This is a genomic window from Paenibacillus sp. TSM33 (genome assembly GCF_056099025.1).
The window spans coordinates 25,441-42,849 of record NZ_JBLZXB010000013.1; the positions used below are offsets into that span (position 1 = coordinate 25,441).

The 17,409-nt window shown below is 50.4% G+C and carries 2 protein-coding genes (1 of these 2 only partly in view); both read left to right on the forward strand.

Going from position 1 to position 17,409, the window contains the following annotated elements; translation table 11 throughout:
- Positions 1–6,020, forward strand: part of the annotated coding region (locus ACN6NF_RS11195; protein ID WP_474317698.1) for a non-ribosomal peptide synthase/polyketide synthase (this coding region is incomplete at its 5' end). The annotated region extends 25,440 nt beyond the left edge of the window; 6,020 of its 31,460 annotated nt are in view.
- A gap of 165 nt (positions 6,021–6,185) precedes the next feature.
- Positions 6,186–17,393, forward strand: a complete 11,208-nt coding sequence (locus ACN6NF_RS11200) for an amino acid adenylation domain-containing protein (RefSeq protein WP_474317700.1) — start codon at positions 6,186–6,188, stop codon at positions 17,391–17,393.
- The last annotated feature ends 16 nt before the right edge of the window (positions 17,394–17,409 follow it).

The following is a 17,409-nucleotide window of genomic DNA, read 5'->3' on the forward strand; positions in this document are numbered from 1 at the left end:
ACGGTCACGTGCTGGTGCTGAATGGGACACAGAATGTGTATCACGAGGATGGTTCCAATCTGGAGTCGTTGTCCGGTCCGAACGATCTGGCGTATGTGATCTATACATCGGGGACAACGGGGCAGCCGAAGGGCGTTATGCTGGAGCATCACGGGCTATGCAATCTGAAAACGTATTTTGATCAGGAATTCGAGATCAGTACCTCAGATCATATGTTGCTGTTCGCCAGCTACTCGTTTGATGCGGCTTGCTGGGAAATCTTCCAAGCTCTATTCTGCGGAGCCACGTTGTACGTGCCAACGTCAGAGACGATTTTGGACTACGAACGGTTTGAACAATATATGGCGGATCACCACATCACGGTGGCAGCTTTGCCGCCTACCTATGCGGTGTATCTGGAGCCGCAGCGGATGCCAAATCTGCGTATTCTGGTCACTGCGGGTTCAGCCGCTTCAACAGAGCTGGTATACAAGTGGAAGGATCAGGTGGCGTACTACAATGGCTATGGTCCAACCGAAAACTCGGTAGCGACATCCATCTGGCCGGTATCCAAGGATGAGAGAGCAGGACAGCTGATTTCCATTGGACGTCCTGTGCCGAATCATCGGGTATACATGGTAGATGTACACGGGCATTTGGCCCCCATAGGCGTAGCGGGTGAGCTGTGCGTGTCTGGTCCGGGTCTGGCACGTGGTTACCTGGATCGTCCAGAGCTGACGGCGGAGAAATTTGTACCGAATCCGTTTGCGGCTGGCGAAGCCGGATATGAGCGGATGTACCGCACAGGCGACTTGGCAAGATGGATGCCGGACGGAAACACCGAATACTTGGGCCGGATTGACCATCAAGTAAAGATCCGGGGTTACCGGATTGAGCTGGGCGAAGTCGAGGCACAAATATTGAAAGTGGAGGACGTACAAGAGGTCATCGTCCTGGCCCAAGCGGACGAGCAGGGACAAAATCAACTGGTGGCGTACTATGTCACTGAAAGAGACGTAAGCGCTGGTGAACTGCGCAGTTTACTGGGTGAGGAGCTGCCAAACTACATGGTGCCTTCTTTCTTGGTACAGTTGGAGCAAATGCCGCTGACACCGAACGGTAAAATCGACCGCAAGGCCCTGCCAGCACCAGAAGGCAGCCTGCAAACCGGAGCCGACTATGTCGCACCGCGAACGTGGGTGGAAGTGAAACTGGCGCAAATTTGGCAGGATGTACTAGGCCTCACTCAGGTCGGTGTGAAGGAAAACTTCTTCGAGATTGGCGGACACTCGCTGCGGGCGACCACACTGGCCTCGAAGATTCACAAGGAACTGAACAAGCCGCTTCCCCTGCGCAGTATTTTTGAAGCACCAACGATTGAGCATCTGGCAGTCGTACTGGAACAGCTGGAACAGGTGACGTATGCATCCATTCCAGTAACGGAAGAGCGCAGCTTCTATCCCTTGTCCTCGGCGCAAAAACGACTGTATGTGCTGCATCAGTTCGACCCGAATGATGTGAACTACAACATGCCATCGGTGCTGCAAGTGAGCGGTCCGCTGGACGTGAAGCGAGTGGAACATGTATTCCGTCAACTGATCGTCCGTCATGAGTCCTTACGTACCCACTTTGAGTTGGTGGACAGCGAGCCAATGCAGTCTATTGAGGACACCGTGCCGTTCGAGGTGGAATTTACGAAGGTACAAGCTGAGGGTGCGACTACGGACACAGACATGAGGGTCAACAAGGAAGTACAAGAACTGGTAAGCTGCTTTGTCCGTCCGTTTGATCTCAAAGCTGCACCGCTGCTGCGGGTAGGCTTGGTAGATCTAGGCGTATCAGGAGCAGGGCAGGAACCGCAGCATGTACTCATGCTCGACATGCACCACATCGTTTCCGATGGCGTGTCGATGGGCGTACTGACGAATGAATTTGTCCGCCTGTACGACGGTGGAGAGCTGCCGCCACTGCGGATACAGTACAAGGATTATGCCGTATGGCAGCAAAGCGAAGCCCATCAGGAATGGATGCAGCGTCAGGAAGCGTACTGGCTGAACACCTTCCGAGGGGAACTGCCTGTGCTGGATTTACCGACAGACTTTGCCCGTCCGTCGATACGAAGTACGGCAGGCGATACCGTGGTGTTTGGGCTGGAACGCGAAGTGAGCGAACGCCTGAAGGAACTGGCGGCGCACACAGGCTCTACCCTGTATATGGTGCTGCTGGCGGCGTACACCGCACTCTTGCACCAATACAGCGGCCAAGAGGACATTGTCGTCGGCACGCCGATTGCCGGACGACCGCATGCCGATTTGGAGCCGATCCTCGGCATGTTCGTCGGTACGCTGGCATTGCGAAACTATCCGACAGCGGAACATACCTTCCGCAGCTACGTGGAAGAAGTGAAGGTTCAGGCCCTGCAAGCCTACGAACATCAGGACTATCCATTTGAGGAATTGGTGGAAAAGCTGAATGTGAAGCGGGATATGAGTCGCCATCCGCTGTTCGATACGATGTTTACCCTGCAAACTACCGAGGAAGGTGAACTGCAACTGGCAGACCTGAGCTTCCGTCCATATGGCTTGGAGCAAACACCAGCGAAGTTTGACTTGACGCTGGAAGCCAGAGAGGAAGAGATAGGCATCCAGTTTGGATTGCAGTATGCAACCGCGTTGTATCAACGGGAAACCGTTGAACGGATGACACGTCACTTTATTCGCTTGGCCGAAGCCGTAGCGGCGAACCCGGATGCGAAGCTGGGTGAGCTGGCACTGATTACGGCGGAAGAAACCGAACAGATTCTGAAGGTGTTCAATGATCCGAACGCGCACAGCGTGCGTAGAACACTCCAAGGTCTGTCGCTCAGCGAGCGTTTTGAAGAGCAAGCGAAAGACAGTCCTGAGCGGATAGCCGTTGTGTCTGGCGATATAGCGCTAACCTACGCTGAGCTGAATGAGCAGGCGAACCGATTAGCTCGTGTGCTACGGGCAGAAGGAGTTGAAGCAGATCAACCGGTAGGCGTACTGCTGGAACGTTCTGCCGATATGCTGGTGAGCATTCTGGGGGTACTGAAGGCTGGAGGCGCGTATGTGCCAATGGATACGATGTATCCGCAGGAGCGCATTGACTACATGCTTCAAGACAGTGGGGCAAAGGTCGTGATCACAAGCAGAGCTGCCAACCTGTCACTCCAACTGCCATCGACAGTACAAACTATCGTTCTTGACGAGGAGGGCGTACAGGCTCAACTAGAAGCACAGGATGCGAGCAACCTGACCCCTGTCGCCGACCTGCACAACCTGGCTTATATGATTTATACGTCAGGTACAACCGGTCAGCCGAAAGGAGTCATGATCGAGCAGGGCAGTGTCAGCAATCTGGTAGATGCTTTATATGAACGAGTATACAGCCGGTATGCTCAGCCGCTTCACATCGCATGGCTGTCGGCCTTTGTATTTGACGCGTCGGTGAAACAAATCTTTGCCAGCTTGCTGTTAGGCCACACTTTGCATGTGGTATCCCGTGACGTCAGCCTGAGCGGGGAGCATTTGATCGCCTATTACCGCACGCACCGGATTGATCTGTCGGACGGCACACCAGCGCATCTGCATATTTTGAACGAAAGCGTCAGCGTGACCGAAGCACCGGATGTGAAGCATTACCTGATCGGGGGCGAAGCATTATCGGTGCAGCTGGTACAGGGGTTCCTACACAAATGGGCCGGGTATCGTCCGGTGATTACGAACGTGTATGGTCCGACCGAAGCCACGGTAGATGCGACTGCTTATACGATTGAAGATGTAGAGTCGCTGAATGTACTGCTGGAAAAAGGGGAGCACACAGTATCCATCGGAACGCCGATAGCCAACCAGGCTGTGTACATCTTGAACACTCGACAACAGCTGGTACCGATGGGGATCGCGGGTGAACTCTATATCGGAGGGGCAGGTATCGCACGAGGATACCTCAACCTGCCGGAACTGACGGCTGAGAAGTTTGTCCCGAATCCGTTCGCTGATGCGGCGGCCACCGAAGTGGACAGCACTCACGCAAACCGGATGTACCGAACGGGCGACCTAGCACGATGGCTGCCGGACGGCAGTATCGAGTATTTGGGCCGGATCGACCATCAAGTCAAAATCCGCGGCTACCGGATCGAGCTGGGCGAGGTGGAAGCACAGCTGCTGACCGTGGACGGTATCCAAAAAGCCGTGGTCACGGCATGGGAAAACGAGGACGGACACAAGGATCTGTGTGCCTATATCGTAGCTACAGGGTCGCTGAGCCTACCGGAACTGCGGAATGCGCTGCAGCCGAAGCTACCGGATTACATGATCCCGACGTATGTCGTACAACTGGATCGTTTCCCACTGACGCCAAACGGGAAAATCGACCGGAAGGCGTTGCCAGCACCGGAAGCACGCCTCGAAGGAGGTCTGGAGTATGTTGCGCCGCGGACGCCGCTGGAGGCCAAGCTAGCCCAAATCTGGCAGGATGTCCTGAAACTGTCCAGCGTCGGCGTCACCGACTCATTCTTCGATGTGGGAGGACACTCCCTGCGGGCCACGACGCTGGTGGCCAAAATCCATCAGGAACTGGACAGCCGAATGACACTGCGTGAGGTGTTCCAGCACTTTACGATTGAGCAGCAAGCTCAGCTCATCGCAACGCACGGTACAGACACCTATACGATGATCCCTGCAGCCGCGAAACAGTCTTATTATCCGGTCTCCTCGGCTCAAAAACGACTGTACATTTTGAGTCATCTGGAAGGTGGAGATGTCAGCTACAATATGCCGGGTGTATTAGTAGTGGAGGGGCCGCTTCAGGCAGACCGACTGGAGGAGGCGTTCCGTCAGCTAGTGGCCCGCCATGAAACGCTGCGGACTTCCTTTGAAATGGTGGACGGCGAGGTCGTGCAGCGGATTTACGATCAAGTTGAATTTGCGGTAGAGCGCCTGCAGGCCCATGAGTCTGAAGCCGAAGCGTATAGCGAGTCCTTTGTACGCAGCTTCGATCTCCAGCAGGCACCGCTGCTGCGTGTCCGTCTCGTTCAAACCGGACCCGAGCGTCACCTCCTGATGTACGACATGCACCATATTATTTCAGACGGTGTATCGTCTAACAATATTGTGCAGGAGCTGGGACAACTGTACGAGGGACAGGCTCTAGAACCGTTGTCGATTCAGTACAAGGACTATGCGGTGTGGCAGCAGCAGGAAACGCAGCGGGAGTCCTACCAGCGCCGAGAACAGTTCTGGCTGGAGCATTTAGCCGGGGAATTGCCGGTCCTGGATCTGCCGATCGCTTATCCTAGACCTGCTGTTCGCAGCTTTGAGGGAGCCATGTATGAATTTACCGTGGATCCGAATGTATCTGGACAACTGCGCCGGATAGCGGCACAGACCGGAAGCACATTGTACATGGTGCTACTGAGTGCCTACACCGTCCTGTTGTCCAAATACAGCGGTCAGGATGATTTGATCATCGGTACGCCGGTCGCCGGCCGCTTGTTGCCTGAGCTGGAGCCACTGATCGGCATGTTCGTCAATACGCTAGCCATCCGGCATCAGCCGCAGGGCAACCAAACGTTCCACAACTACTTGCTGGAAGCCCGAGATCGTACGCTGCAAGCCTTCGAACATCAGGATTATCCGCTGGAGGAGTTGGTGGAAAAGCTGGATGTAGCGCGGGATGCAAGCCGTAATCCGTTGTTTGACACCATGTTTGTACTGCAAAATACGGAGTCACCGGAAGCGAAGCTTGAAACACTGTCCTTTAGTCCGTATGTCCAGGAACATCGTATTTCCAAATTCGATATGACCTTGTCCATGAGTGATGAAGACGGGCAGATCAAGGGTTCCTTTGAATATTGCACAAAGCTGTTTGGTGCAGACGCTATTGAACGTTTAACCGGAGATTTGATAGCGATCCTGTCCCAGGTTGGAGCTAATCCAGATTTGCTATTAAGCGATATTCAGGTGAACTCGAGCGAGCAGCCGGAAGGCTTCTCGCCAGATTCCATCGACTTTGTGTTCTAAATCAGTTTTCTAAAAAGAAATGATTTCACTTTGCATGCGCAGAGGGCGGCGGCTTGTCCGACTGCCCTTGCCTGCAAAGTATTATTTTTCCGACACATTGCTCAATTACGTAACAACGCACCATTCCAACAGGGGTACAGACCCCATGAAGCAGGAGGGATGTCATTGAAAGCCTTATTTGAGAAGGAAAAAAACTACTGGAGTCATAAGCTGGAATCTGAGGATCATATCACTTGCTTGCCATACACCAATCATGTGTCCAAGGATACAGCTGCAACGAGTTCTAATTTTCTTACGTACACGCTCACATTTCCATCTGAAATTTCCCAAAGAATATCATCTATAACAGGTGGAGCTCCATGGGCCGTGTTTATGGTTCTGCTGGCTGGAGTTGAGAGCTTATTGCATAAATACACAGGTGAGGAGCGTGTGCTGCTGGGCATTCCGGTAGCCAAGTCTGGCAACGGTACTACAAAGCCGATTAACCATCTGATTTTATTGAAAAACATGCTGGATTCCTCGACAACCTTCAAAATCTTGCTGTCTCAAATCAAGACCTCTGTCAGCGAAGCAATTGAACACCAAAATATTCCCTTTTGGAACTATACTGAGGGGCTTGAAATTCCACGTAACGAGAACGATAAGCCTCTTATTCACACTACGGCATCCCTGCAAAATATCCACACTTCTGATTTTCTGAATCATGTGCAATCTGAACTGGATTTTCAGTTTCAATGGGAAAATGCAGCGGTTTCCCTGAATGTGACATACAGTAGCGAACGTTATGACCAGATGACGATTGAACGCTTTGTTGAGCAACTAATACGGCTGTACACCGTTGTTTTGCATCAGCCTGAGCTGGAGATTTGCACAGCACAAGTGCTGTCAGAGCAAGAAGTGGAGCAACTGGTTCATACCTTTAACGATACAGTTGTGGATTATCCAAGTCATGCGTCCATTCATGAATTGTTCGAGATGCAGGCGAAGCAGGTACCACAGCAGGTGGCAGTAGTGTTCGGACAAGATAAACTGACCTATGAAGAATTAAATGAAAAGGCTAACCGACTGGCTCATTCTTTACGTAAGCAGGGAATTCGCACCGAGCAGACGGTCGGCATTGTTGCTGAACGCTCGATAGAGATGATCGTAGGTATGCTCGCGATTCTTAAAGCGGGCGGGGTGTATGTTCCGATTGACTCCGAATACCCGGACGAGCGCGTGCACTATTTGCTGGAGGATTCCGGTGCCGAAATACTACTTGTGCAGAAAATAGGTCATCGGCCCACTGATTTTAAGGGAATGGTGTTTGACCTGAGTGATGCCACAATTTATGGAATGGATGATGCTGATCGTTACAATCCAATTCTGCCGATTGATCGTGGGACAAAGACGGATACGAATATGGATATGGCTGATATGGCATACGTGGATTGCCTAGATCCGTTTTACCCTATTTCCGCCAGTTCCGAACTTGCTTCTACTTCAACCACACAACCAGAAACCATGCAAACAGAAGCTATGCAATCAGAACAAGCTAAACCAATACATCAGGTTTACGCAGCTGATCGTTTGGCTTACATTATGTACACTTCAGGTACAACAGGCCAGCCCAAAGGCGTTATGGTGGAGCATCGCAATGTCGTGCGTTTGGTGAAAAATACAAACTATGCACACTTGGATGCTGACACGCGCATTTTGCAGACCGGGTCTGTTGTCTTTGACGCGTCCACCTTCGAAATTTGGGGGGCGCTATTGAACGGTGGACAGCTGGTGCTGGTGAGCCAGGATGTCATTTTGGACGCACCCAAGCTTAAGGAAGCTGTCCGTAATCATGGCATTACCACGATGTGGCTGACCGCGCCGCTCTTTAATCAGCTTTCCCAGCAGGATTTGGAACTGTTCGAGGGAATACGGGAGTTGTTGGTCGGTGGCGATGTGCTATCTGTGCCGCATATTAACCGGGTACTGAAGGCTCATCCGAACCTGCGGATCATTAACGGCTATGGTCCCACAGAAAATACGACCTTTTCCACTACACATGCCATTACCGGCGTCCAATCAGAAGCCGTGTCCATTGGCAGCCCCATCCATAACTCAACGGCATATGTCGTGGACCGTTCGATGCAGCTTCAGCCGATTGGAGCGTGGGGAGAACTGCTCGTTGGCGGTGACGGGGTGGCTCGTGGATACTGCAACCGCCCGGACCTGACGAGCGAAAAGTTCATCGACAGTCCGTTTCGTAACGGTGAACGCTGCTATCGAACAGGGGATCTGGTGCGTTGGAATGCGGACGGGACGCTGGAATACAAAGGGCGGATCGACGCACAAGTGAAAATCCGGGGCTATCGGATTGAATTGGGCGAGGTGGAAGCGCAGCTGTTGAAGCTGGAGGCAGTCCGAGAAGCAGTTGTGATTGCACGGGAGGATGAGCAGGGGCAAAAGCAGCTCTGCGCTTATGTGGTAACCCAAGCGGATGCACAGTTAAGTGAGCTTCGCAGCGCTTTGAGCCGGGAACTACCGGGTTACATGGTGCCGTCGTATTTTGTGCAGCTGGAACAATTGCCCTTGACACCCAATGGCAAGGTGGATCGCCGAGCGTTGCCGCGACCGGAGGGAGGTATAAGCTCAGGGGCAGAATATGTACCTCCTCAAAATCAATTACAAGCACAACTGGTCAACATCTGGAATGATGTGCTGGAGCTTGAGCACATTGGCATTAAGGATAACTTTTTTGAAGCAGGGGGACATTCCCTGCGGGCGACGCATGTCATATCGCTCATCCATAAGCAATTGCATAAAAATGTGCAGCTAAAGGATCTATTCCAGCACCCAACCATCGAACAGCTTGCGCAGGTTATTGAAGCACTGGAGCAAACCACTTATGAATCCATCCCTGTTTCGGAGAATAAGCCATTTTATGCGGTATCTTCGGCCCAAAAACGGATGTATATTCTCAATCAGCTTGATGGTGCGGGAATTAGCTATAACATACCTGGCGCCCTGACACTGACCGGTTCACTTGATCATAAGGCACTGGATAATGCGTTCCGTCAGCTTATTGACCGCCATGAAACATTGCGCACGAGCTTTGAGACCATGAATGGTGAACCTGTCCAGCGAGTACATAACGAGGTTCCTTTTCGCGTGGAGTTGATTCATGCTTCCGGAGTTGACCAGAGGGAGACGGATGAGCTGGTGCGTAGCTTTGTCCAGCCGTTCGATCTTGCGCAGGCTCCGCTGTTCCGGGCTGGTCTGATTGAAATTGATCCAGAGCATCATATTTTGCTGCTAGATATGCATCACATCATTTCGGACGGCACCTCAATAAATGTAATGATTCAGGACTTCATTCGTTTGTATGCAGGGGATACGCTTACGTCGCTGCGTATTCAGTATAAGGATTACGCTGCTTGGCAGCGGGAACAGCAACAAAGTGAACGCTATGGGGCACAGGAAAACTACTGGCTCAATACCTTCGCAGGAGAGCTGCCTGTGCTGGATATTCCGACTGATTATCCACGTTCGGCGGTGAGAAGCTTTGAAGGGGATGTACTGGAATTTACACTCAATCAACGACAAAGCGAAGGATTAAAAAGCATTGCGGTACAGACGGAATCGACATTATATATGGTGCTGTTGGCTGCCTATACGACTTTACTTAGCCACTATAGCGGGCAGGAGGATATCATTGTCGGTTCGCCAATTGCGGGGCGGGCTCATGCTGATCTTGACAATCTGATCGGTATGTTCGTCAATACACTTGCTATCCGCAATTATCCAGAAGGCGGGAAAACATTCAGCGATTATGTGCTGGAGGTCAAGGATAACGCATTAAAGGCTTTTGAGCATCAGGATTATCCGTTTGAAGAGCTGGTAGAAAAGCTGGGAGTGGATCGAGATTTAAGCCGCAATCCGTTATTTGATACCATGTTTGCTCTACAAAACCTGGAACAAACAGAGCAGCAGCTGGCAGAGCTGCAATTAGCGCCCTATCCGAGTGAACAAACGACGGCCAAATTTGATCTAAGTCTGTTTGCGCAGGAGGATGGGGAACAAATTATCTGCGGTTTTCAATACGGAACCCGGCTGTACAAACGCGATACCATCGAACGACTGGCTGCGCATTTACAGCAGCTAATCAATGTGGTTATAGAACAGCCGGATACCGCTCTTGCGGCTATAGAAATGGTTTCGACCCAAGAAAAAGAGCAGCTGGTGAAGCAATTCAGCACTACAGCAGCAGACTCTCCGTATCCACGGGATCAATTAATGCATGTGCTGTTCGAGGAACAGGTTGCACAATCGCCAGATCGACTAGCGATCACCTTTGCGGACACACAGCTTACTTATCGCGAGCTGAATGAGCGTTCCGATCGTTTGGCAGGCATCCTTACTTCCCATGGGATACGGCACGGGTCCGGGACTCAGATACAGCGAGTAGGGATAGTGGCTGAGCGTTCCATTGAAATGGTCCTAGGCATGCTGGCTATTTTGAAGGCAGGGGGGGCTTACGTTCCTATTGATCCCGAGTATCCGGAAGAGCGCATCCGTTATTTACTGGAAGATTCCGGTGCCCAGCTCTTACTGTCACAGCGACGTGAGCAGGTTTCTTTTGAACCAGATATTCCAGTCATCGATTTGAGCGATGCGCAACTATGGAGCAGCGAATTTGAAGGATACACTCATACCCATGGATCAGATGCCATTTCAAATGGGCGATCTGCCTTAGATCTTTCGCATGTCATATACACCTCTGGTACGACAGGCAAGCCGAAAGGCGTTATGGTCAATCACCGTAATGTCGTACGATTGGTGAAGAGCACTAGCTACGCCACGCTTGACGAAAATACGCGTATGCTGCAAATGGGTGCAGTTGTATTCGATGCCTCCACGTTTGAAATCTGGGGAACGCTGCTGAACGGTGGCCAATTATATGTAGTAAATCATGACACTATTTTGGATGCTGCCAAGTTCAAACAGGTGATGAACAAGTACCATATTAACACCATGTTCATGACCACGGCTTTATTTAATCAGCATTCACAGCAAGACATTGAAGTATTTGCATCCCTGAAGGAATTGCTCGTGGGTGGTGATGTGATGTCCGTACCACACGCTAACCGCGTGCTGAAGGAGTACCCGCACCTTCGATTGAGTAATGTTTATGGGCCGACGGAGAACACAACCTTTTCCACCACCTATGAAATTATGGAACCGCAAACTCAAGGTGTTCCCATTGGGCGACCGATTGATCATTCCACCGTTTATGTGGTCAATCGCTCGTTAAAATTACAGCCTGTCGGGGCATGGGGCGAGCTCCTTCTCGGTGGCGATGGCGTGGCACTCGGGTATCTGAATCGGCCTGAGCTTACGGCAGAAAAGTTTATTGAAAGCCCATTCGAGTCTGGAGAATATTGCTATCGTACAGGGGACTTGGTGCGTTGGCGTGCTGATGGCGTGTTGGAGTACAAGGGAAGAATGGATGAGCAGGTCAAAATTCGCGGCTATCGCATCGAACTGGGTGAGGTTGAAACCCGTTTGTCCACGATTGCAGGTGTGAAGGAATCGGTTGTGATAGTGCGGCAGGATGATCACGGGCAAAAACAGCTGTGTGCCTATTTTGTAACAGACAGCGAACTAAGTGCTAGCGACTTACGTAACGCTCTATCACAGGATCTGCCGAGCTATATGGTGCCTTCTTACTTTGTACGGCTTTCCAGACTGCCTTTGACGCTAAATGGCAAAGTAGACCGCAGGGCACTACCTCTGCCTGAGCATAATCTCGATACAGGCATGGATTATGTGGCACCTGAAACGGATGTTCAACAAGCACTGGCTGCGGCTTGGGGAGCCATCCTAGGTATTCAGAAGGTTGGGATACAGGATAACTTTTTCCATTTGGGTGGCGACTCCATCAAGGCCATTCAAGTGTCGTCTCGCTTGTTTCAGGCTGGATACAAGCTGGAAATGAAAGACTTGTTTAAATACCCGACAATTGCAGATCTAAGTACTTATATTCAGCCAGTTAACCGAGTAGCCGAGCAGGGCGAGGTTACCGGAAATGTTGTGCTTACACCGATTCAGCGCTGGTTCTTTGAACAGCCAACGAGTGAACCACACTATTTCAACCAATCGGTCATGCTCTATCGACAGGAAGGCTATGACGAACAGGCACTTCTTCAGGCGCTCCATCAGATTACAACGCATCATGATGCATTGCGTATGATTTTTCGATCGTCGGAGAACGGATATACAGCATGGAACCGAGGTGTAGATGAAGGAGAACCGTACCATTTGGAGTGCTTTGACTATAGGAACAGTGATGCCATTGAAGGGAATTTGGCGAAGATAATTGAAGCCAAATGCAATGAAATTCAATCTGGTATTTCTCTAAGCGAAGGGCCGTTGATGAGGCTCGGCCTGTTCCGTTGCCCGGATGGGGATCATCTGCTGGTCGCGATTCATCATTTGGTGGTAGATGGAGTGTCCTGGCGCATCTTATTTGAGGATTTGGCGACAGCTTATGAGCAAGCCTCCAAGGGTGAACAGGTGATTAAGTTACCTCACAAGACGGATTCGTTCCAGACGTGGGCCGAAAAGCTGCACGCCTATGCCAACAGCCCAGCTATGGAAAGTGAACGGGTATATTGGGAGGAGCTTGCAAAAGTGGAACTGGCTCCTTTGCCGCAGGATTACGGACATAACGAGCACGATAAGCCATTGATTGGCGATAGTGAATCGGTTACTGCTTTATGGACAAATGCAGAGACAGAGCAACTGCTCAAGCAGGCCAATCGTGCCTACCGTACAGAAATTAATGACCTGTTGCTGACTGCGGTAGGAATGGCGTTACAGGCATGGAGCGGAAATGATCGTTTCCTGATTAATCTAGAGGGACATGGACGTGAACCCATTTTACCAGAGGTGGATATTACCCGGACGATAGGGTGGTTTACAAGCCAATATCCTGTTTTACTCGATATGCCAGAAGAAACTACTCTTTCACAGCGAATCAAACATGTGAAGGAAGGACTGCGCAGTATCCCGCAAAAAGGGATCGGCTACGGCGCACTGAGATATTTATTCGACCGTCAGACACAGGCATCGGAGGCATCTTCAGCCGTATTTACGACAGCTCCTGAAATCAGTTTTAACTATTTGGGACAGTTCGATCAGGATATGAAAGGAAACGACTTACAGTCATCCCCATATGAGGGGGGGATGCCACTTAGCCCGGCTATGGCTCGGACATATACACTGGATTTTGGCGGCATCATTTCGGGAGGTCAGCTGGGGCTGACAATTAGCTATAGCCGTACCAGCTACCGACCAGAGACGATCGAGCGATTGGCGAGATTACTGGAATCGAGCTTGCGTGAAATTTTGACACATTGCATCCATAAAGAACACCCAGAGCTGACCCCAAGTGATATTTCCTATAAAGGAATGAGTGTGGAGGGCTTGGACAGCCTGTTATCTGAAATGGGTGCTGCGGGTGAGATGGACAATGTATATGCGCTGACCCCGATGCAAAAAGGGATGCTGTTTCACAGCCAGCTCGATAGTCAAGCAGCCGCGAATGACGCGTATTTTGAGCAGGTTTCTTATGATATGCGGGGGCGGATGGACATCGGGAATTTTGCAGAAAGCCTGAATATGCTGGTTCGGCGACATGAGGCGCTGCGTACACATTTTTATTTTGGCCGGGATACGGAGCCGTTACAGGTGGTCTATCGAAATCGAGATTGCGGCTTCTATTACGAAGATTTAAGCGAGCTGGATAGCGATACAAAGGGCATTTGGCTGAAGAACTTCAAGTTGGAAGATAAAGCAAAGGGATTTGATCTGCGTCGGGATGTCCTGATGCGTATAGCTATTTTGCGCACCGGGGAAGACAGTTACCATGTTGTGTGGAGCTTCCATCATATCGTCATGGACGGCTGGTGCTTGTCTCTAATAAATAAAGAAGTGTTTGAAAGCTATGCAGCACTTCAGGAGGGCAGAGTACCAGAGCTGGCACCGGCAGTGCCGTACAGCCGCTTTATTGAATGGCTGGAAGCACAGGATCGCAAGGCGGCAACTGATTACTGGAGCAGCTATTTATCCGGGTATGAGCAGCAAACAGCACTACCAGCTGTAAAATCCGGCCGCAAGAGTGGAAGCTATGCGGCTAGTGATTGGGTGACGGTTTTGGAGCGTGAGCTTACCCTCCGGGTGGAGGAGACGGCTAAGCGATATCAGGTAACCATGAATACGTTATTACAAACCGTATGGGGAATTGTGCTACAAAAATATAACAATCACCATGATGTCGTATTTGGTAGTGTCGTCTCAGGCCGTCCATCCGATATTCTCGGAATCGAGGATATTATCGGCTTGTTCATTAATACCATTCCCGTTCGCATCCTTAGTGAGGCGGGGGAATCTTTTGCAGAAGTTATGAAGAAAACGCAGGAACAGGCGCTGGCTTCTCATGCGTATGATACGTATCCACTGTTTGAAATTCAGGCATTGACTGACCAGAAACAGGATTTGATTAACCATATTATGGTGTTTGAAAATTATCCGGTGGATGAGCAAGTCGAGGAGATGGAAATTGATGGGCAGGAACTTTCCCCGATTTCCAACGTGGTAGCTCTTGAGCAGACCAACTATGATCTGAGTGTAGTCGTAATGCCGGGAGAATGCGTGAAGATTCGTTTTATGTATAATGCGTTAAATTATGATCAAACAGACATTGAGCGTCTGCATGGACATTTTGTGAATCTGTTGGAGCAAACTTTGCTTAACCCAAATGTTCGCGTAGAAGAGCTGGAACTGGTTACAGCGGCGGAAAAACAGCAAATTACTAGAGAGTTTAATGACACTGCCTCTGCCTATCCAGACAATCAGACGATTCATAAACTGTTTGAGCAGCAGGCAGAGCGCACACCGGATCATATTGCCGTAGCTTTGGGTCATCAAACATTGACCTATCGGGAGCTTAATGAGACAGCCAATCGATTAGCGCGCACACTGCGGGATGCAGGGATTAAACCTGATGAACCTGTGGGCATTTTGACGGAGCGCTCTCTGGATATGATTACCGGAACCCTTGCTATTTTGAAGGCTGGAGGCGCGTATGTGCCGGTAGACCCTCAATATCCAGAGGATCGTATCCGTTATATGCTAGAGGACTCAGGAGCCAAGCTACTGCTGGCTCAGCAGGATTTACTGGATCGGTGCTATTTTGACGGACAGATTGTCAATCTGAATGATGATATGTCGTACAGTACAGATGCTTCCAATATGGGTATAGATGGAGCGAGTAATCATGCCGCTTATGTCATTTATACCTCAGGCTCAACAGGTAAGCCAAAGGGTGTCGTTGTGGAGCATCGAAGTGTTGTGCGTCTCGTCCGCAATACGGATTATGTCCCATTTGATGAATCGATCCGAATGCTGCAGACTTGCGCGTTTGTGTTTGATGTATCTACATTTGAAATTTGGGGCGCACTGCTGAACGGCGGTCAGCTTGTTCTCTTGCATAAAGATGATCTTTTGGACGCAGCCAAGATGAAAGAGACGATACAGGATCATCACGTCAACATGATGTGGCTGACCACACCGTTATTTAATCAGCTTTCGCAGCAGGATAGTAAACTTTTTGGTGATGTGAAGTATTTACTGGTTGGTGGTGATGTTTTGTCTGCACCCCATATTAACCGGGTCCTGCGCGATAATCCGCACCTGAACATCATTAATGGCTATGGACCAACGGAAAATACAACCTTTTCGACGACGTATCACATTACGGAAGAACAGCTGGATTCTGTGCCAATCGGACGTCCCATTTGCAATTCGACGGCGTATGTTGTGGACTCATCATTCCACTTGCAACCAGTCGGAGCCTGGGGTGAGCTGGTTGTTGGCGGAGACGGAGTTGCGCGTGGTTATTTGAACCGTCCTGAGCTGACGGCTGAGAGATTTCTTGCTAATCCATGGGTGGACGGAGATCGCCTGTACTGTACCGGAGACCTTGTTCGCTGGCGTGAAGACGGCATACTGGAATACGCTGGACGGATTGATCAACAGGTTAAAATTCGCGGTTACCGGATTGAGCTGGGCGAGGTGGAGGCGAGACTGGCAAGTGTACCTTCCGTGCGGGATAGCGTTGTTATCGCTTTGCGGGATGGAGCAGGTCAGCAGCAATTGTGTGCTTACTTCACTGCCGATGAACAGCTGACCATCCGTGAGATTCGAGCTGTGATGTCGGCCAGTCTGCCGAGCTATATGATTCCGTCCGCTTTTGTACAGCTGGATCGGTTTCCGCTGACGACTAACGGCAAAATCGACCGTAAAGCTTTACCTGTACCAGATAAAGCACTGCACACAGGTATAGAATATGTCGCGCCACGAACCGATGTGGAGCAGTTGCTGGCAGCCATTTGGCAGGAGGTGCTTGAAATCCCGCAAGTGGGTATCCACGATGACTTTTTCACGTTGGGTGGACATTCCTTGAAAGTACTGGAGCTTATTCGCAAAGTTCACCTTGCTACAAATATTGAGCTGCCCATCCGCAGTGTTCTAGAGTTCCCGACCATAGAAGAGCAGGCGTTCATATTATTGAAAGCCGATTTGGACTACAAGGCCGATAGTCCGATCATTCGGTTAAATGAACACGGTCCGGTTTCCATCTTCTGCTTTCCTCCTATGCTTGGATACGGGCTGTCGTTCGCAGAGCTTGCGAAACAACTGGATCAAGACGCAGTCGTGTATGGATTAGAGTTCGTAGATGATGTTGCGGATGAGGAGGCAATGTTGGCACGATATGTTGATTTAATCATCACCACACAGGCGCAAGGTCCGTATGTGCTGCTTGGCTATTCCATAGGTGGGAATCTGGCGCATAAGGTTGCCGACACACTGGAGCGCCAAGGTCATACTGTGTCCGATATTTTAATGCTTGATTCGGTCAAAAGGGCAGAAGCCCTGCCTTTCACAGACGAAGAAACAGAGCAGGAAATTCATGCCATGCTGGAACAGGTTCCCGAATCCTATCGTGAGCTGTTGAATGAAACATACCAGCGTAAAATGATCGCTTATGCGTTGTATGGCAACCAGCTTGTGAACACAGAAAGCGTTCAGGCGAATATTCATGGCTTTGTTGCCGCTGGATCGGAAACGGTGAAGGGTACAGGAGATAATAAACTTTTATGGAAATATGCTACACAAGGAAGCTATGAAGAGCATAGCTTGATTGGTAATCATTATGAGTTGCTGGAACCAGGATTTATTGAAGAAAATGTAAAAATTATCCGTGCCGCAATACACAAGATAACCCGGAACATGGGCAAAGACATGACACAAGGTTTGGCCCATCATAATTCTTGAAAACTTACGGTCGATG